This is a genomic window from Streptomyces rugosispiralis, assembly GCF_024505145.1.
In the GTDB taxonomy this organism is placed as follows: domain Bacteria; phylum Actinomycetota; class Actinomycetes; order Streptomycetales; family Streptomycetaceae; genus Streptomyces; species Streptomyces rugosispiralis.
This window is the reverse complement of record NZ_JANIAA010000015.1, coordinates 110,758-127,270: the sequence shown is the minus strand read 5'-3', so window position 1 is coordinate 127,270 and position 16,513 is coordinate 110,758. Positions and strand designations below refer to the sequence as shown.

Here is a 16,513-nt window from a genome sequence, read left to right as displayed (position 1 = left end):
GAATTATCGGTCGAAGGTGTTCGACGACCCGCTGTTGTTCAAAGACTTGACACCCCTTCGGGCTGACACGAACCTTGGGAGCGCTCCCACTGGTTCGCACTTCCCCCACCACCGCACGAACCGCGAGGAGGTCCCCCGATGCGCGTACAGCGTGGCTCTCCCTTATCCGGCGCACGGCTCTCAGGGGCACGACGACGAATGAGACGGCTGGTGACCGCCCTCGCCGCCGCCCTCTCGCTCCCCGTGGCCATGACCGCGGCGGGCGGCGCCGCCCCCGCGCACGCCGCGGCGGTCCAGTGCGGGGTCGACTACAAGACCAATGACTGGGGCTCCGGCTTCACCGCCGATCTCACCATCTCCAACCCCGGCACCGACGCCATCGACGGCTGGACCCTGACGTACGACTACGCGGGCAACCAGAAGCTGGCCAACGGCTGGAACGGCGGCTGGTCGCAGTCCGGCAAGACCGTCACCGTCACCAACGCCGGGCACAACGCGAAGATCGCGGCCGGGGGCAATGTCACCACCGGCGCCCAGTTCACCTACAGCGGCACCAACGCCGCCCCCACCTCCTTCGCCGTCAACGGCGTGGCCTGCCGGGGCGCCCATCAGCCGCCCATCGCGGTGCTGAGCAGCCCGTCACCCGGCGCCGTCTTCACCTCCGGCGGCACCGTCCCGATGACGGCCACGGCCGCGGCGGCCGACGGGGCGACGATCAGCAAGGTGGAGTTCTACAGCGACACCAAGCTCCTCGGCACCGACACCACCTCCCCGTACTCCTTCGACTACACGGACGTCCCGGCGGGCGACTACTCGCTCTACGCCAAGGCGTACGACAGCCAGGGCGCCGCCGCCGAGTCCACCCCCGTAGGCATCCATGTGGCGGCCGGGCCCGCGCTGGTGGCCGGCCCCGGGCAGCTCGGGGTGCAGCAGGGCAAGACCGGGACGTTCGGCGTGAAGCTGTCCACCAGGCCGTCCGGAGACGTCACCGTCTCCGTCGCCCGCACCTCGGGCAACACCGGGCTGACGGTCTCCTCGGGCGCCGCCCTCACCTTCACCCCCGCCAACTGGGACACCGCCCAGCAGGTGACCGTCGCCGCAGCGAACTCCGGCACCGGCGCCGCGACCTTCACCGCGACCGCCGCCGGCCACACCAAGGCCGAGGTCACCGTCACCCAGCTGGCCGCCGCGAAGGTCTACGACGCCCGCTTCCTGGACCTCTACGGCAAGATCACCGCACCCTCGGCGGGCTACTTCTCGCCCGAGGGCGTTCCGTACCACTCGGTGGAGACCCTGATCGTCGAGGCCCCCGACCACGGCCATGAGACGACCTCCGAGGCGTACAGCTATCTGATCTGGCTCCAGGCGATGTACGGCAAGGTCACCGGCGACTGGTCCAAGTTCAACAACGCGTGGGACCTCATGGAGAAGTACATGATCCCCACCCACGCCGACCAGCCCACCAACAGCTTCTACAACGCCTCCAAGCCGGCCACCTACGCGCCCGAGTGGGACCAGCCCTCCCAGTACCCCGCGCAGCTCAACGGCAATGTCGCGGTCGGCAACGACCCCATCGCCGCCGAGCTGAAGAGCGCGTACGGCACCGATGACATCTACGGCATGCACTGGATCCAGGACGTCGACAACGTCTACGGCTACGGCAACGCGCCCGGCAAGTGCGAGGCGGGCCCGAGCGACGCCGGTCCCAGCTATGTCAACACCTTCCAGCGCGGCCCGCAGGAGTCGGTCTGGGAGACCGTGACCCAGCCCACCTGCGACGGCTTCAAGTACGGCGGCAAGAACGGCTATCTGGACCTGTTCACCGGCGACGCCGCGTACGCCAAGCAGTGGAAGTTCACCAACGCCCCCGACGCCGACGCCCGGGTCGTCCAGGCCGCCTACTGGGCCTCGGAGTGGGCCAAGGCGCAGGGCAAGGGCGGCCAGATCTCCGGCAACATCGCCAAGGCCGCCAAGATGGGCGACTATCTGCGCTACGCGATGTACGACAAGTACTTCAAGAAGATCGGCAACTGTGTCGGGGAGACCACCTGCCCGGCCGGAAGCGGCAAGAACAGCTCCCACTACCTGCTGTCCTGGTACTACGCCTGGGGCGGCGCCACCGACACCTCCGCGGGCTGGTCCTGGCGCATCGGCTCCAGCCACACCCACGGCGGCTACCAGAACCCCATGGCGGCCTGGGCCTTGAGCTCGTACGCCGACCTCAAACCCAAGTCCGCGACGGGCGCGAGCGACTGGTCCACCAGCCTCAAGCGCCAGCTGGAGTTCTACCGCTGGCTGCAGTCCAGCGAGGGCGCCATCGCGGGCGGCGCCACCAACAGCTGGCAGGGCCGCTACGCCACCCCGCCGTCGGGCACGTCCACCTTCTACGGCATGTACTACGACGAGAAGCCGGTCTACCACGACCCGCCGTCCAACCAGTGGTTCGGCTTCCAGGCGTGGTCCATGGAGCGCGTCGCGGAGTACTACAACCGCACCGGTGACGCCTCCGCGAAGACGGTCCTGGACAAGTGGGTGAAGTGGGCGCTGTCCAAGACCACCGTCAACGCCAACGGCACCTACCAGATCCCGTCCACCCTCCAGTGGTCCGGCCAGCCCGACACCTGGAACGCCTCCAGCCCCGGCGCCAACGCGAGCCTGCACGTCACCGTCGCCGACTACACCAATGACGTCGGCGTGGCGGCCGCGTACGCCAAGACCCTGTCCTACTACGCCGCCAAGTCCGGCGACACCAAGGCCAGGGACACCGCCAAGGCGCTGCTGGACGGCGCGTGGAACAACTACCAGGACGCCCTCGGCATCGCGGTCCCCGAGACCCGCGCCGACTACAACCGCTTCGACGACCCGGTCTACGTCCCCAGCGGCTGGACCGGGACCATGCCGAACGGTGACAAGATCGACGCCGGCTCCACCTTCATGTCGATCCGCTCCTTCTACAAGAACGACCCGGCCTGGTCGAAGGTCGAGGCGTATCTGAAGGGCGGCGCGGTGCCCAGCTTCACGTACCACCGGTTCTGGGCCCAGGCGGACATCGCGCTGGCGATGGGGTCGTACGCGGATCTCTTCGAATAGCCGACTCCACGCCGAGCGGGGCTCCATGGGGAGCCCCGCTCTCGCCGCGCCGCGTTCAGACGGGCACCGGGACATCCCGCTCGGCCAGGGACCGCTCCAGCCGCCGGATGTGACGGCTCTGGAGCCGCGCGGTGCGCTGGAGCCGCATGACGACCCGCAGGAACTGGTCCATGTCGGCGGCCCGGGTGAGGATGTCATCGGGCACCCGCTCGTCGGCCAGGCACTCCCGCTCGTCCTGGGCGAGCACGGCCCGCGCCCAGGCCAGGGTGACCGGCTTGAACATCCCGGGGTGGTTGGCCACGATCCTGGCCCGCGCCGCCAGGTCGTTCTCGGCCGCCTCCACGTGCAGTCCGTCGTCCTTGTGGCGCGCCCCGAACAGCGGCTCGTGGATGTGGTGGGCCGTGAAGCCGCGCTCGGCGGCGGCGATCCAGAAGTCCCAGTCCTCCCCGGCACGCATGTCCTCCACGTAACCGCCCACCGCCTGCCACACCTCACGGCGGTAGAGCGAGCAGTAGAACATGATCAGCCGCCGCAGCAGCAGGTCCCGGTCGTAGGCCGGAAGCTCCAGCACCTGCGCGGGCAGGTCGTCGTCGGTGAAGACGGACAGATCGGTGGAGACGATGGCGATGTCCGGGTGCCGCTCCAGCACCGTGACCGTCCGCTCCAGCATGGTGGGGGCGATCATGTCGTCGGCGTCCAGCGGCAGAACATAGCGGCCGGTGGTGGCCGCGATGCCCGCGTTACGGGCGGCCGACACCCCGGCGTTGGCCTGTTCCAGGAGGCGGATGCGCCGCCCGGGATGGTCGGCGATCAGCGATCGGGCCACCGCCGCGGTGTCGTCGGTGCTGCCGTCGTCGACCACGACGAGTTCCCAGTCCGGGTAGGTCTGCGCCAGCACGCTCTCCACGGCCTGCGGCAGATAGTGACCGTAGTCGTAGCAGGGGATGACCACCGAGACCACGGGCTCCCGCGGTGACACCGCGGCCCCCGGGAGGTCACCAGCCTCCAGGGGGCCGTGTTCGGGGCCGGTTGGTGCCTGCGTCATCGGTGCCCGGCGCCGTGCGCGCCCCGGTGGTCCGCCTTGGCGTTCGACCGCTTTGCGGAGACGGCGACGTTGGCGCACTCCGAGCCCTCGACGATCGTGCTCGAGAAGAGCAGGTTGCCGGAGCTCGCGGTCGGACCGCTGGCGGATTCACAGTCGTTCAGCTGCGTCAGATCCCCGAAGACGTCGGCGAAGTTGACACAGTCGGGCTTCGACGGCGGCCCGCCGAAGCTGACGGCATCTTTGGAGTCGCAGTTGTTGGACTGCTTCACGGCGTTGTCCTGGCCGTGGGCGCCGGCGCCGGCTCCGCCGAAGATCACTGCCCCGGCCGCCGCGGTCACCAGGACGGCCGCCTTGCCGATGTTCATGCGATTCTCCTTATTTTCGTGTTCCGTTGACACACCTCCGCGGAGGCATCTGGCTAACGACTCCTGCCGGTACGGGCATCGGGGCCGAGGACCGCTTCACCTGCTTGGCTCAGGCACGGGGGCTTCCAGGACGTCCGCCGGGGCGAGGGGCAGCCGCTTCGCCATCGCGCGCACCTGGTCCGCGTAGGCGTCGCCGGGCGGCCACACCTGGGTCGCGGCGTCGAAGAGGCTCGTGAAGTGCGGCTCGTCGAAGGTGTTGGCCCCGTGGAACACGTAGGTGTACAGCTCGGGCGCGTCCAGGGACACCGTCCGCCCGCCGCGCACCACGGCCTCCGCGACCGGGGAGTCCTCGCCGCGCCGCCGCTCCGGATAGCGGGGGAGCACGTCCTTCGCGCAGAGCATGGAGCCCTCCCACACCCGCACCCCGGAGATGGCCAGCTTGCGGCGCGCGGGCCACCACAGCCGCTCCCGGGCCAGGAAACACGCCGTGGCGTCCAGCGCGAGGACCGCCGCCAGCTGCACCTCGAGCCGCTCCGGGGCGTACAGGTCGTCGTCGTCCCACTGGCACACATACGTCCCGGCGGCGAGGTCCACCGCGATGTTCCGCAGTGCGCCCAGCGTCCGCCCCTCGGGCGGCAGCCGGTGCACCCGGATCCTCGGGTCGGCGTGTTCCCGTACGTGGTCCTCGAGGGCGCCGTCCTCCCCGTCGTCCACCACGACCAGCTCCGCGCGGGTGTAGGTCTGGGCGAGGAAGCACCGGATCGCCCGCTCGGCCAGCGGCAGCCGGCCCTTGGTCACCATCAGACAGGACACCGTCGGCGCGGGGGCTCCCGAGGCCCACCGCCTGCGCTGTGCGTCGAGGTCGACCACGCCCTGGACGCAGGGTTGCAGATCCTGGCTCATCCAGAACCCGACCTGACGCCCCCTCGACGCTCCCGGAGCGCCCGGGGCCTCCCGGCTCCGGGCGCTCGACCAGTGGTGCACGGCGTGCGCCAGGTCCCGGTCGGCCTCACGCTGCCCGAACAGCTCCGCGGCGGCCGGACTCAGCTTGGGGTACAGGGTGTCGGCCCCCAGGAACGTGATGGGGGCGTCCTCCGGGGCACTGTCGACCGAGCGCGTGAGGAAGAACGGGCCCGTCGCGTCCAGCGTGCCGGGCCTGGTGTGGGCGCCCACCAGCCGCCGGTGCGCATGCGACCAGAACGGATGGCCGGGCCGCGAGGCCATGAACGCGTTGCCGACGATGCGCCGCATACCGCCGTGGCGGCTCAACGGCAGTTGGACGTGCTCCTCCGGCTCCAGGGCGAGCACCAGCTCCTGCCCGGCGAGGAGTTCGGTCATCGGGCGCAGGCACTCGGAATCCAGGTCGACGTACACCCCGCCGAAGTGGTCGAGGACGAAGTAGCGGATGGCGCCGGCCCGGTTGACCGGCTCGCGATAGCCGTCGTAGACGGGGAGAAACCACGCGTAGTGCTCTTCGAGGAACGCGCGGTTGTCCGCGTCCGTCCACAGCCGGTACTCCCAGTCGGGGTGGTGCCGGCGCCAGGACTCGGACCACTCCCGCCACTTGTGCGGTACGTCGGTGTTCTTCCACGTCTGGTGGATCAGATGAGGGATGAGCGTCTTCTCGGGCATTCGCGCAGTATGTTCCGGCGGTGTGGCGGCCAGGGCGAGCGCGACGGCGGAAATTCACCCGCCCGGTCCGGGCCGGATGCCGGACCGGGCGGGGAAGGCCCTGCTGTTGGCTGTCGGCGGCGCTCGGCCGGGCGGGGACAAGGGCACCGAGAACAGCACCCGTTCGGGGACAGCACCCGTTCGGGGACGGCCCGGTGCGGCGTCGGTGAGCGGCGGCGCGCCGGCCCCGAGTCAGGCGTGGACGCGCGACGCGTCCGAGTACACCGCGCGTACGTTGTCCTCCGGCCGCGGTTTGTCCCGTCCTGCGGGTCCCGCCGCGAAGGCGCGCAGCAGATTCTCCGTGGTGCGGGTGACGAAGGCCCTGGTGCGTGCGTCCATCCCGTGATCGCGCCCGTTCTCATGGGTCCCCGCCATCAGGGCCTCCACCCAGCGCATCGTCCCCGAGGCGAAGACCCCCGCCCCGCTCGCCACGGTGTAGTACGCGGAGTCCGAGTGGCTGTGCCGCCCCCGGCAGACCAGGGGGGAGTGGGCGATGATCCGCAGCGGCGCCGGGGTGGGATAGCCCGGGGTGACCCGGTCGTACTCCACCCCCACCAGATGGTCGAAGGAGTCGCCGTCGTCCACCCCGGTCCCGGCGAACAGCCAGTGGCCGCTGTCCAGGACGACGTAAGGGGCGTCGGTCGGGTAGCCCTCGTAGAGGACGCCGGTCAGCGAGGACTCGGGATCGGGCGCGGGGGGCTGACGGAAGTCGGTGGTCGCCAGGTCGCGATGGTTCACCAGGTACGGGTCGTCCCGGTAGGCGGTCTTGTAGCAGACCACGGTGCGCGCGGGGGCCCCGCCGGGGCCGGGCTCCAGCCGGATCCGGCGGAAGCAGGTGTTGGCGCCGAGGAAGGCCAGATTGGTGCCGTCGTCCCGGGCCCGGGTCACGTACCGCCGCTGCTGCGGGGTCCAGTACTCGTCGTGACCGAGCGACAGGGTGGCCGCGGCGCCCTTCAGCACGGACGGTCGCAGATGGACGTCCACGCCCGTGGTGTACGCGAGCGGAAGGCCAAGACGTTCGGCGAGGACCACCGCGGCCCGCTCGTAGACCAGGAACTTCTCCGCCCCGCTGTTCGCGTACGGCCGGTCGAAGCTGACGGCCAGCGAGCGCGACCCGTACGCACCGTCCCGGCCCTGGTAGAGGCTGTAGCCGCCCCAGGTGTTGTACGCCTGCCAGGTGGCCGGCGCGTGCATCAGCAGGGTCCGGCCCCGCGCCTGCCGTGAGCGCACGATCAGCGGCACATAGCGCTGATGGCCGTTCGAGGCGTCCAGTCGCAGCAGATACGCGCCCTCCGGCCAGTTCCGGGCGGGTACGCGGAGTGAACGGTCCCAGTCGGCCCGGATCGTGCGGGTGGCTGCGAGGAACCGGGGCGCGCCCTGCTTCCTGCCGTCCACCCGGCCCGACCGCCACACCAGCCGCGCCTGCGCCCCGCCGTACCAGCCGATCCGGTAGGCCGATACGCGGAAGGCGGGGGCGGTGGTCGACACGTACAGCCCGAACTCCTCGCCGGGCAGCACGCTCACCCGGTCCGTATAGCCCTCGATGGCGTCGGGCGGCCCCGCCGAGCGGATGCGCCAGTCGGCACTGCCCGGCCGGGCCCGCTCCGCCTCCTCCGCCCGGCGCGCGGCGTCGGCGCGCCGGGACGGGCGGGCGCGGTGGCCGTCGCGCCCGGAGGAGTCGCAGCCCGTCGCGGCCACCCCGGCGGCCCCGGCCCCGGCCGCCGCCGCGGCCCCGAGGAAGCCCCGGCGGTCCAGCCCACCGGATATGCGGCCCTGTTCTCCGTCCACCGGACCATCGTGGGCCGCGCCGTGGACGCGGGCGAGCCGGTGCGGTCCGACGGAGTGGCCGGCCGCGCGGTCCGGCGCAGTGGCCGCTCGGTTCCGCGGCGTGTCCGGCCGCGCGGTCCGGCGCCTCCGAGGTGCGGCGGGAGGGCGCGGGGCGCAGCCTGGGACATATGACCGAATCCCAGGCGCCACGCATCCACCGGCCTCCGATCGTGGTGCTCGGCGTCCAGCAGAACGATCCCCCGTTCCGCCTGGTCGAGATCGCCGGTGAGCTGGTGGGCAAGGCGCACTCGGTGCTGGACGTCATCGAGATCGCCCGGGAGGCCGGCCTGGACGACGTCGATCTGGACGATCCGGACGTGGTCCGGTGGGTGGGCGGCGACAAGTTCACCTGGACGTCGTTCTGGCCCCCGAGCCGGCCGCACCGCGAGCGCCGGGGCTAGATTCACTGTCAACCCAGCGTTGACACTCCTGGGGTGTCAACCTATGGTTGACACATGACGAAACCAGTCGGACTCACCCATCCCGTGCGCCTCGACGATCTGATCGAGGCCATCAAGAAGGTCCACCCCGACGCCCTCGACCAGCTCACCGACGCGGTGATCGCCGCCGAGCACCTCGGCGAGGTGGCCGACCACCTCATCGGCCACTTCGTGGACCAGGCCCGCCGCTCCGGCGCCTCCTGGACCGACATCGGCAAGAGCATGGGGGTGACGCGGCAGGCGGCCCAGAAGCGGTTCGTCCCCAAGGCGTCCGGCGAGCCGTCGGACCTCGACCCGAGCCAGGGCTTCGGCCGGTTCACCACGCGGGCGCGGAACACCGTGGTGGCGGCGTCGAACGAGGCCCGCGCGGCCTCCAACGACGAGATCCGCCCGGAGCATCTGGCCCTCGGCCTGCTCCATGAGCCGGAGGGTCTCGCCGCGAAGGCGATCCTCGCCCAGGGCGTCCTGCTCGACACCGTCCGCCAGGCGGCCACCGAGGCCCTCCCCCCGGCCGCCGGGAAGGTGCCCGAACTCCTCCCGTACGACGCGGGCGCCCGTAAGGTCCTCGAGCTCACCTTCCGCGAGGCCCTGCGGCTGGGCCACAACTACATCGGCACCGAGCACATCCTGCTCGCCCTCCTGGAACACGAGGGCGGCGCGGGCCTGCTGACCGGCCTCGGGATCGACAAGGCCGCCGCCGCGGAGTCCATCGCCGAGGCGCTGACCCGCGTCGCCGAGACCGTCAGGAACGAGGAGAAGGGATAGCCGGGGGCCGGAACAGCCGTGCGGTGCCGGTCAGGCCGAGTACCCGCCTGACCGTCCGGCTCGGGGAGCGGACGATGACCGTCTTGCCGTGTGCGAGCGCCTCCCGGCGGAGCCTCAGCAGCGCGTTGAGCGCCGAGCAGTCCCAGAACCTCACCGCGCTCAGGTCCACGTCAACGCCCTCGGCGGACTCGCGGAGGGCGTTGCGCAGGACGGCGGACATGACGGGGGAGGTCTCGTAGTCCACCTCTCCGTTGACCAGGACAACCTTCCGGGGGCCCTCCGGGTAGCTGTCGGTGAAGAGGATGGGCGAGGGGCTCGACGGTGCCGAGCCGGCCGATGTCCCCGGTGCCGCGCCGGTCACGGGCCTGTACGGTGGGCGATGTCCAGGCTCGGGCACGGAGATGTCTCGCGCGTGCACCTGTCTGTCTCCCCTCGAGATCGCCTCGCTGACGTCATCCGGCTTGCTATACACGAAGTCGGATTCATGTTTCCAGATGCGCTATTGTTTCGGCAATATCATGAGGCCATGGGAGGAGTGCCTGAATCGCACAGTGGCTGGACGTTCTTGACCAATCACGCCCGCGTGCTGGCCGCGATCGCCGATGATCCGAACGTGCGGATCCGCGACATCGCCGCGCACTGCAGGCTGACCGAGCGTGCCGTCCAAAAGATCATCGGCGACCTGGAGCAGGACGGATATCTGTCCCACACCCGTGAGGGGCGTACGAACACGTACCGCATCGAGCCGGGGAAGGTCCTGCGCCACCCCGCCGAGGCCGGGCTCCCCGTGGCGTCGCTGCTCTCGCTGCTCCTCGAGGACGAGGCCCGGCGCAAACACGCCGACGGCCCCCTCGACGAGAGCCCGGCAGCCGATGAGGCCCCTCCTGCCCAACCGGCCTCCGACTCCCACGCGCCTCGACTACTCTGAGGTCGATCCCTGACGTCAGGGGCAGGAGGAGTCACGGTGCGCATCGGCGAACTCGCCACCAGGACCGGCGTCAGCGTACGAGCGCTGCGCTACTACGAGGAGCAGGGCCTGCTCACCTCGGAGCGCAGCCCCAGCGGCCAGCGCCGCTACGCGGACAGCGCGGTCGACCGCGTCCTGTGGATCCAGTGCCTCTACGCCGCGGGCCTGTCGAGCAGGACCATCCGCGAATTCCTCCCCTGCACGTACGCCAGCGTCGCCACCCCCGCCGACATCGCCCGCCTGACCGCCGAACGCGACCGCATCAACGCCCAGATGGCCGACCTGGCCACCACCCGTGACCGCCTCGATGCCATCATCGCGGCGGCCAGCGGCACGGCCGGAGCCGAAGCGTGCGGCATCGCGCAGAGCGCTTGATCCGACGCGGCCCCTGGTGGGTCGGTCAGCCTCCGTCCGGTGCTTCGTCCGGTGCTTCGTCCGGTGCTTCGTCCGGTCCTTCGTCCGGTGCCAGATGGTCGCGGAAGAAGTCGGTGGCCGCCGCCGAGGCTCGAGCGACCCGCCAGACCTGACGGATCATCAACCGCACTTCGGCTCGCCCCAGACCTGCTACGCCGGGGCGGACGAACCGGACGCCCTCCGCACGGCCGGCGCAACCGGCCCGCGCCCACCGCCTGCGGCGCGGGCAGCCGGTTCAGCCCGCGAGCCGCTGTAGCCAATCACGCAGCAGGGCCGTCTCCGTGTCTCGCAGAGGTGTCCCGGCGCCCGCGGCCGGGGGCCCGGTGGTGAGCGCGGTTTCCAGCGCGGCGTCGAGGGCGAGTGCGCGCGAGGCCAGGTCCGACCCGGACGGGGCGGGCGGGTCCGTGGTGACCGAGGCGATGACGGTGTCCCGCAGCCGGGCCGAAGTGGTCAGGTCCCGCTCCGAGGGCTCTTCGCCGATCAGTGCCAGCGTGGCACCCGTCGTCGCCGCGTGGATGACGCGGGTCGCCTGCTCCACCGGAACCCGGAGGCGCCCGGCGTCGGCCGCCCGGCCCAGCAGTCCCACCAGCAGGGCGTGCGCCTCGTCCGCGGCCGGGGGCCGCCGCCCGGGTTGCACGGTGCCGTACATGAGCATGTAGAACGCGGGGTGCTGTACCCCGAAGTCGACGTGCAGGTCCCAGCCGCGGTAGAGGTCGGCCACCGGGTCGTCGGGGGTCAGCGCCAGCGCCTCCCGTTTCTCGGCCAGGTACATCTCGAATCCGTAGGCGGCCAGCTCGGCCAGGAGTCCGTCCTTGTCGTCGAACATCCGGTAGAGCGCGGGGGCCGTGATGCCCGCGGCCGCGGCGACAGCGCGCGTGGAGACCGCTTCGCTGCCGCCCTCCTCCAACAGCTTGGCGGCCACCTGTAGTACCTGGCGTCGCGCGGCGCGTCGTCCCTCGTTCATGGAACAACGATATCGCATTTCTCGTAGCGCCGAAATATCGGTGCTACGCTCAAAATCGGAACGGCGATCCAAGCCCGCCGGCACCACCACCGAACACGCCGCCCTCGCGGCAGGAGAGGAACACCCGTGTCCGATATCTCGATCGTCATCGCGTCGCATTCCGGCTACGGCCACACCGCGCAGATCGCCACGGCCGTGGCCGACGGCGCGCGTTCCATCGCCGGGACGCACGTCCACCGCGTGGACGTCGGCTCCCTCGGCGACGCCGACTGGGAACTGATGGACGCCGCGGACGCCATCGTCTTCGGCACCCCCACCTACATGGGCACCGCGTCGGGGGCGTTCCACGCCTTCGCCGAGGCCAGCAGCAAGCGGTGGATGACCCGCGCCTGGAGCGACAAGCTCGCGGCGGGATTCACCAACTCCGGCTCCATGAGCGGCGACAAGCTGCACACCCTGCAGTACCTCTCGCTCCTGGCGGCCCAGCACGGAATGCTCTGGGTGAGCCTGAACCTCCTGCCGGGCTGGAACACCACCACATCCGGCCCCCAGGACGACAACCGCCTCGGCTTCTACCTCGGCGCCGGCGCACAAAGCTTCAACGACACCCCCGCCGTCCACGACGCGGACCTGAACACCGCCCGCCACCTCGGCCGACGTGTCGCCGAGCACACCCGCATCCACCGCGCCGGACTGACCGCCGCGGCGCACTGACACAACAGCGGCCCGAGCACGTACCGGCGCGGGTGCACGAGCTGCTCGCCCACCTTCAGATCCCGGCGTTCGTCGAAGGGCGCGCGTTCGATGTCCTGGCCTCCAACCCCATGGCGGTCGCGCTCTCCCCCCGCCTGCGGCCCGGCCAGAACCGGCTTCGTTCCCTCCTCCTCGACCCTGAAGAACGAGCCTTCCACCACGACTGGACGAAGACGACACCGACGACTCCCGGTTCGTCGAGCTCGTCGGGGAACTCGCACTGTCCAGTCAGCGGTTCCGTACCCTGTGGGCCCGCCACGACGTCCGTGGTCTCGACGGCGGCACGACCACGGTCCACCACCCCGTTGTCGGTGAACTACGCCTCCACCGCGACAAACTCGCCATCGACGACGTCATCCTCGTCGTCTACTACCCCGACAAGGACAGCGACAGCGACGAGAAGCTGCGGCTCCTCGCCGCACTCTCACCCACCGAGTCCGCCGGCACGGCACACGACAGACCGGCGGACGACCCGCGCCCGAAGGCACGGGCCTGAGCCGCCATACGGTCTACAGGATCGAACTGGCGCAGTACGAGACGTCCATCGACCATCTCGCGCTCATCGCCCGTGCGCTCGGTGTCGGGATCGTTGCCCGATTCAATTAGGTGCCGTCAGGGTCTGCGACTACCAGCGGGTACCTGCTTACGTGCCGTCGAACAGCGGCGTAAGGTCCCGTCCCTGCCCGTGCCCCACGGAAGCGGCGCACGGGCAGGGACTGGGCTCAGCGAGGCAGCGGGCCAGCAGTCCCGGATTCAGGAACGATGAACCCCCGGACCGGCCTGGTCTCGGGCGGATCCTGCTTGGAGGCTTCCGTCTGGGCCTGCCGCATGGCCTTCACCAGGTCCGCATACTTCGGGTTGATCCACTCCATCAGATGCCTCCTCCTTCCGGCCCGCAGCCTACGCGTCAGCCAGTGGGCTTGGGCTTCGGCTGGACGATGATCGGGCCGTCGTCCTTCCCGTGCTGGCACTTCGCCGCCACAGCCACGAGGGGCTTGTCCGGCGCGGTCCACAGCTCCTCATCCGGGGTGAACCCCGCCTCCCGCATCATGGCCTGGGTGTGCGTGAGGATCGCCGGTTCATAGTTCTCCGGGGCGTATCCCGGGGAGTGCTCGACGTAGTTCCCGCGCCGCGCGCACAGTGCCTTGTACAGGCGGGTGTGGAGGATGAGCGCGTGCCAGCCCTCATCGACGACCCGTGACGGTGCCATTGCCGCCTGCGGGTACTCCGCAGCGGTGAGCACGTACTTGGCCGCCTCATCGACGATGCGGCCCGCCATCTCGGCCGTCATGTCGCGGTTGTTGTCGAGGAGGGTCTGGACGACGCCCTGTCGCTGTGTGTCGTCCAGTAATGCCGTACGTTCGGCCATGTGCCTGCCTCTCTCAGTCGGGGTGGTGCACGGTCCTCGTCCCGGTCGCTGGCCGTCCAAGCGCGCGTCCGGGGCGGGGGCTTCTCTGTGTGAGGACTCCGGCCCTCGCGATCCCCATCTCGGGGGCCGGAGCCCCTGCCCTGCGGTCGGCGGCCGTGCCTGGCTGCACCGACCGCAGGGTGTCTGGAGGGCGGGCCGCCGACGGCGAAGCCAACCCGGGGCGGGGCATCCCCGGAACACCAGCGGCCCACCCGGCTTATGGGGCGGGGGTGCTGACCAAGCAGAGCCAGACCGCGAGCACCAGCAGCGCGGGGAGTGCAACGAGCAGCACGCCCCCGCGGGCGACACGGAAGACGAGCACCCCGGCCCGCACGGCGGGGCCCTGTCGGCGGTGCCTCATCCGGGGCCTCCCGGATCTTCCTGCCGCCGACGACTCGGGGGCGGTTGCTCGGGCCGCACGTGCTTGCACTGGTCCTGCAACACGCCCGTCACCGTGGGGTACCGGACGGTGTTGCACCCTGTGCACATCGCTGCCCAGGGGGGTGCTGGCGAGGCGCGGATACGGGACGAGGGTCTGGTATCCGGCATCCCGCAGGTTCCGTTCGGCTCTGGCTGCCCGCTCGGCGGGGGTGGCCTTGCGGTGCCCCATCATGCGCAGCCTCCCTCCGCATGAGCCTTCCGCGTGGCCTCCTCGTAGGCGCGCAGCAGCTGCGCCCCGGTCTCGCACCCGGCGCCGGGCGTCCGGCAGGTCAGGCAGCCCGCGGCGTGCTCGATGGCCTCGCGCCACGCCTCGTCGGCGAACGGATCCCTGATCTCCTCGGCGGTCTGCTCGGCGGCCGTCATCGGGACCTGCCCCGCTCGAGGGCGCGGCGCCTGGCGGCGGCCTCGGTGACCGCGTCACGCTCGTAGGTCCGGGCGTGCGGCGGGCAGGCGTAGACGGTGCGGCCCGCGCCGCCGGCGCTGTGCTGGACATCCACGATGACCGGTTCGTCGGTGGGGAGGTCGCAGTAGTAGCACAGCTGCCGGCCGTCCGGTGCCGGGCCGAAGACCTCGTCGAGGGCCTGGCTCAGGGCACGGACCAGGTGATTGGTGTCGGTCAGATACCGGTCCGGGCCGAGCGGAATCCGCCAGTACGTCCGGTGCTCGGCGCCCCATGAGGCAGGCGGTACGCCGAGGAGGGTGCCCTCGTCGGCGAGTTCGGCGAGGATGCGGACTCCGCGCATGCGCCAGCTGCGGGCGGTGGAAGTGTCGATGCCGATCAGCCAGTACGTCTTGCCGTAGGTGTCGTCCTGGATGACGGCGCCGGATCGGTCGCCGAGCAGTTCCAGGGCGCGGTCCGCGACCGGGGTAGGTGCGGCGATGGCGTCCCACCATTTGCCCACCGGTAACGCCTCGACGTCCTCGGTGTTCGACGGTGTCCACAGCGGGTCTGCGGCCTTCATAGGGGTGCCTCCGGCAGTGCGTCTCGCCTCTTGCATCCAGACAAACGCCCACGCCACGCCGCCGTCCTCACCGCATGCATCAGACGCTGTGCGTATGCAGAACCTGCATACGCATGCGACCGGACCGCTACTGTGGGCATCTCCTTATTGAGCCTCGCCATCGCAGACCGGGACCGTGTATGGGGCAGTTAGCGCACCACTCCAGCGCAGGTGAGGCCATCTCAGCCGCTCGGCGCGTGCGTGGATGGACCCAGAAACAGCTGGCCGATATGTGCGGGTACAGCCAAAGCACCATCAGTCGCCTTGAACGCGGCCGCCAGTCAGCACGCGACGTCGATGTGCTCGCGCTCGTCGCCGACCGGCTCGGCATGGATCCCACCGAAGTCGGGCTGGCCGGGGACGCACTTCACAATGCTGGCGTGAATCGTCGCGACTTCCTGGGCAAAACCACAGCAGCGGCCGGTCTCGGCATCCTTCTCACCCCGAGCAACGCCGCGGCCCGTCGCCCGGTCAATCCTGCGGTCGTTGGTCACTTGCAGCAGCTCCGCGCCACCCTGGTCCAATCAGATGGACTTTACGGACCGCACGCCGCGATCAGCGCTGTCCATGACCACCTCACGGTCATCGAGCAGCAGTTGCTTCCCGGAGCACATGGTCCCCTCCGTCTGGCGATCCTCCAAACCGGCGCGGAGTGGGCCGAGTTCGCTGGCTGGTTGTACGAGGATCTCGGACGCCCCGAGCAGGCTCTATGGTGGTCTGACCGGGCGATGGAATGGGCGCAGGAAGCTGACGACCCCGTGCGGCAAGCCTTCATTCTGATGCGCAAAGCACAGCAATCCGTCGGACTTGGGCAGCGGCAGCGGGCCGTCGGTCTGGCGTCGGCGGCCCTGCGGGTACGCGGCGACGTGCCCGCACGTATCCGCGCTTCAGCCCACCTCCAGGCAGCCCACGGCCATGCCCTCATCGGAGGCGAACTGCCAACCCTCCGCGCGCTCGACGCCGCTCAGGCCCTCGTCGAAGGAGACGAGGCGGTAAACGATCAACTCGGAGGTTACTGCAACCACGCCTACGTCTACGCCCAGCGGGCAACGTGCTACCTCCGGCTGGGCAAGCCGACGGACGCCGTGACCACCTACCGGAAAGCCCTCGACCACTGGCCGGCCATATACCAGCGCGAGCGCGGCCTCCACCTGGCTCGGCTCGCCAGCGCACACACCGCCGACCGTGCCCCAGATGCAGCCTGTGCCACCGCCATGGAAGCACTGGAGATCAGCCGTGAGACCGAGTCGCGCCGCACCACGGAAGAGCTCCAGCGGGTCATCACTGGCTTGGCGCCGTGGCGCCGCACGGCGATGGTGCAAGACCTGACGGAGGCAGTCGCTGCCGTATGACTAGGCTGCC

The 16,513-nt window shown here is 70.5% G+C and carries 18 protein-coding genes and 1 pseudogene; 8 read left to right on the top strand and 11 right to left on the bottom strand.

The features are described 5' to 3' along the window. The first annotated feature begins 198 nt into the window (after positions 1-198). Positions 199-3,090: a glycoside hydrolase family 48 protein gene (locus NP777_RS23175; RefSeq protein WP_256652094.1), complete on the top strand. Its 2,892-nt coding sequence runs from the start codon at positions 199-201 to the stop codon at positions 3,088-3,090. A gap of 55 nt (positions 3,091-3,145) precedes the next feature. Here the strand turns inward: NP777_RS23175 and NP777_RS23170 are convergent, their stop codons facing one another. The 4 genes from NP777_RS23170 to NP777_RS23155 all read right to left on the bottom strand — a co-directional run bounded on the left by NP777_RS23170 (position 3,146) and on the right by NP777_RS23155 (position 7,959). After that, complete coding sequence (locus tag NP777_RS23170; RefSeq protein WP_256652093.1) at positions 3,146-4,135, bottom strand: glycosyltransferase family 2 protein; 990 nt, start codon at positions 4,133-4,135, stop codon at positions 3,146-3,148. After that, positions 4,132-4,500, bottom strand: a complete 369-nt coding sequence (locus NP777_RS23165) for a hypothetical protein (RefSeq protein ID WP_256652092.1) — start codon at positions 4,498-4,500, stop codon at positions 4,132-4,134. The genes NP777_RS23170 and NP777_RS23165 overlap by 4 nt, the downstream gene beginning before the upstream one ends. A gap of 96 nt (positions 4,501-4,596) precedes the next feature. Beyond that, positions 4,597-6,132, bottom strand: coding sequence for a glycosyltransferase (locus NP777_RS23160; RefSeq protein WP_256652091.1), 1,536 nt, complete (start codon positions 6,130-6,132; stop codon positions 4,597-4,599). Positions 6,133-6,363: 231 nt separating this feature from the next. Further along, on the bottom strand, positions 6,364-7,959 hold the full coding sequence (locus NP777_RS23155) for a N,N-dimethylformamidase beta subunit family domain-containing protein (protein ID WP_256652090.1): 1,596 nt from the start codon (positions 7,957-7,959) through the stop codon (positions 6,364-6,366). Between the two features lie 167 nt (positions 7,960-8,126). Between NP777_RS23155 and NP777_RS23150 the strand changes: the two genes are divergently transcribed. Both NP777_RS23150 and NP777_RS23145 read left to right on the top strand, forming a co-directional pair. Next, positions 8,127-8,399 (top strand): hypothetical protein, encoded by a 273-nt coding sequence (locus tag NP777_RS23150; RefSeq protein ID WP_256652089.1) that lies wholly within the window; start codon positions 8,127-8,129, stop codon positions 8,397-8,399. Between the two features lie 54 nt (positions 8,400-8,453). Next, positions 8,454-9,203 (top strand): Clp protease N-terminal domain-containing protein, encoded by a 750-nt coding sequence (locus NP777_RS23145; protein WP_256652088.1) that lies wholly within the window; start codon positions 8,454-8,456, stop codon positions 9,201-9,203. On the opposite strand, the gene NP777_RS23140 is transcribed toward NP777_RS23145, so the two are convergent. After that, complete coding sequence (locus NP777_RS23140) at positions 9,181-9,564, bottom strand: STAS domain-containing protein (RefSeq protein WP_256652087.1); 384 nt, start codon at positions 9,562-9,564, stop codon at positions 9,181-9,183. The genes NP777_RS23145 and NP777_RS23140 overlap by 23 nt on opposite strands. 165 nt (positions 9,565-9,729) lie before the next feature. Here NP777_RS23140 and NP777_RS23135 point away from each other — a divergent pair, with 165 nt between their 5' ends. Further along, positions 9,730-10,131 carry a helix-turn-helix transcriptional regulator gene (locus NP777_RS23135; protein ID WP_256652086.1) on the top strand — a complete coding sequence of 134 codons (402 nt, stop codon included), beginning with the start codon at positions 9,730-9,732 and terminating at the stop codon, positions 10,129-10,131. Positions 10,132-10,167: 36 nt separating this feature from the next. Next, positions 10,168-10,545, top strand: a complete 378-nt coding sequence (locus tag NP777_RS23130; protein WP_256652085.1) for a MerR family transcriptional regulator — start codon at positions 10,168-10,170, stop codon at positions 10,543-10,545. Between the two features lie 274 nt (positions 10,546-10,819). Here the strand turns inward: NP777_RS23130 and NP777_RS23125 are convergent, their stop codons facing one another. Beyond that, positions 10,820-11,548 (bottom strand): TetR/AcrR family transcriptional regulator, encoded by a 729-nt coding sequence (locus NP777_RS23125; RefSeq protein WP_256652084.1) that lies wholly within the window; start codon positions 11,546-11,548, stop codon positions 10,820-10,822. 126 nt (positions 11,549-11,674) lie between these two features. On the opposite strand from NP777_RS23125, the gene NP777_RS23120 reads away from it, so the two are divergent. Then, positions 11,675-12,262: a flavodoxin family protein gene (locus NP777_RS23120; RefSeq protein WP_256652083.1), complete on the top strand. Its 588-nt coding sequence runs from the start codon at positions 11,675-11,677 to the stop codon at positions 12,260-12,262. Further along, positions 12,217-12,797, top strand: a pseudogene (locus NP777_RS23115) (MmyB family transcriptional regulator); the annotation flags it as partial. The gene NP777_RS23120 and the pseudogene NP777_RS23115, both read left to right, overlap by 46 nt. A 226-nt stretch (positions 12,798-13,023) precedes the next feature. Here NP777_RS23115 and NP777_RS23110 read toward each other — a convergent pair. The 5 genes from NP777_RS23110 to NP777_RS23090 all read right to left on the bottom strand — a co-directional run bounded on the left by NP777_RS23110 (position 13,024) and on the right by NP777_RS23090 (position 15,112). Next, positions 13,024-13,173 (bottom strand): hypothetical protein, encoded by a 150-nt coding sequence (locus NP777_RS23110; RefSeq protein ID WP_256652082.1) that lies wholly within the window; start codon positions 13,171-13,173, stop codon positions 13,024-13,026. A gap of 35 nt (positions 13,174-13,208) precedes the next feature. Then, on the bottom strand, positions 13,209-13,670 hold the full coding sequence (locus tag NP777_RS23105) for a glycine-rich domain-containing protein (RefSeq protein ID WP_256652081.1): 462 nt from the start codon (positions 13,668-13,670) through the stop codon (positions 13,209-13,211). Positions 13,671-13,926: 256 nt separating this feature from the next. Next, positions 13,927-14,070 carry a hypothetical protein gene (locus NP777_RS23100; RefSeq protein WP_256652080.1) on the bottom strand — a complete coding sequence of 48 codons (144 nt, stop codon included), beginning with the start codon at positions 14,068-14,070 and terminating at the stop codon, positions 13,927-13,929. 248 nt (positions 14,071-14,318) lie between these two features. After that, positions 14,319-14,513, bottom strand: a complete 195-nt coding sequence (locus NP777_RS23095; protein ID WP_256652079.1) for a hypothetical protein — start codon at positions 14,511-14,513, stop codon at positions 14,319-14,321. Further along, entirely contained in the window at positions 14,510-15,112 is a 603-nt protein-coding gene (locus tag NP777_RS23090; protein WP_256652078.1) for a hypothetical protein, read from the bottom strand. The genes NP777_RS23095 and NP777_RS23090 overlap by 4 nt, the downstream gene beginning before the upstream one ends. Before the next feature lie 74 nt (positions 15,113-15,186). On the opposite strand from NP777_RS23090, the gene NP777_RS23085 reads away from it, so the two are divergent. Further along, positions 15,187-16,503 carry a helix-turn-helix domain-containing protein gene (locus tag NP777_RS23085; protein ID WP_308405197.1) on the top strand — a complete coding sequence of 439 codons (1,317 nt, stop codon included), beginning with the start codon at positions 15,187-15,189 and terminating at the stop codon, positions 16,501-16,503. The last annotated feature ends 10 nt before the right edge of the window (positions 16,504-16,513 follow it).

Coding starts and splice junctions, on each gene's coding strand:
- NP777_RS23175 (WP_256652094.1), top strand. CDS start 199: ATGAGACGGCTGGTGACCGCCCTCGCCGCCGCCCTCTCGCTCCCCGTG.
- NP777_RS23170 (WP_256652093.1), bottom strand. CDS start 4,135: ATGACGCAGGCACCAACCGGCCCCGAACACGGCCCCCTGGAGGCTGGT.
- NP777_RS23165 (WP_256652092.1), bottom strand. CDS start 4,500: ATGAACATCGGCAAGGCGGCCGTCCTGGTGACCGCGGCGGCCGGGGCA.
- NP777_RS23160 (WP_256652091.1), bottom strand. CDS start 6,132: ATGCCCGAGAAGACGCTCATCCCTCATCTGATCCACCAGACGTGGAAG.
- NP777_RS23150 (WP_256652089.1), top strand. CDS start 8,127: ATGACCGAATCCCAGGCGCCACGCATCCACCGGCCTCCGATCGTGGTG.
- NP777_RS23145 (WP_256652088.1), top strand. CDS start 8,454: ATGACGAAACCAGTCGGACTCACCCATCCCGTGCGCCTCGACGATCTG.
- NP777_RS23135 (WP_256652086.1), top strand. CDS start 9,730: ATGGGAGGAGTGCCTGAATCGCACAGTGGCTGGACGTTCTTGACCAAT.
- NP777_RS23125 (WP_256652084.1), bottom strand. CDS start 11,548: ATGAACGAGGGACGACGCGCCGCGCGACGCCAGGTACTACAGGTGGCC.
- NP777_RS23110 (WP_256652082.1), bottom strand. CDS start 13,173: ATGGAGTGGATCAACCCGAAGTATGCGGACCTGGTGAAGGCCATGCGG.
- NP777_RS23105 (WP_256652081.1), bottom strand. CDS start 13,670: ATGGCCGAACGTACGGCATTACTGGACGACACACAGCGACAGGGCGTC.
- NP777_RS23100 (WP_256652080.1), bottom strand. CDS start 14,070: ATGAGGCACCGCCGACAGGGCCCCGCCGTGCGGGCCGGGGTGCTCGTC.
- NP777_RS23095 (WP_256652079.1), bottom strand. CDS start 14,513: ATGACGGCCGCCGAGCAGACCGCCGAGGAGATCAGGGATCCGTTCGCC.
- NP777_RS23090 (WP_256652078.1), bottom strand. CDS start 15,112: ATGAAGGCCGCAGACCCGCTGTGGACACCGTCGAACACCGAGGACGTC.
- NP777_RS23085 (WP_308405197.1), top strand. CDS start 15,187: ATGCATCAGACGCTGTGCGTATGCAGAACCTGCATACGCATGCGACCG.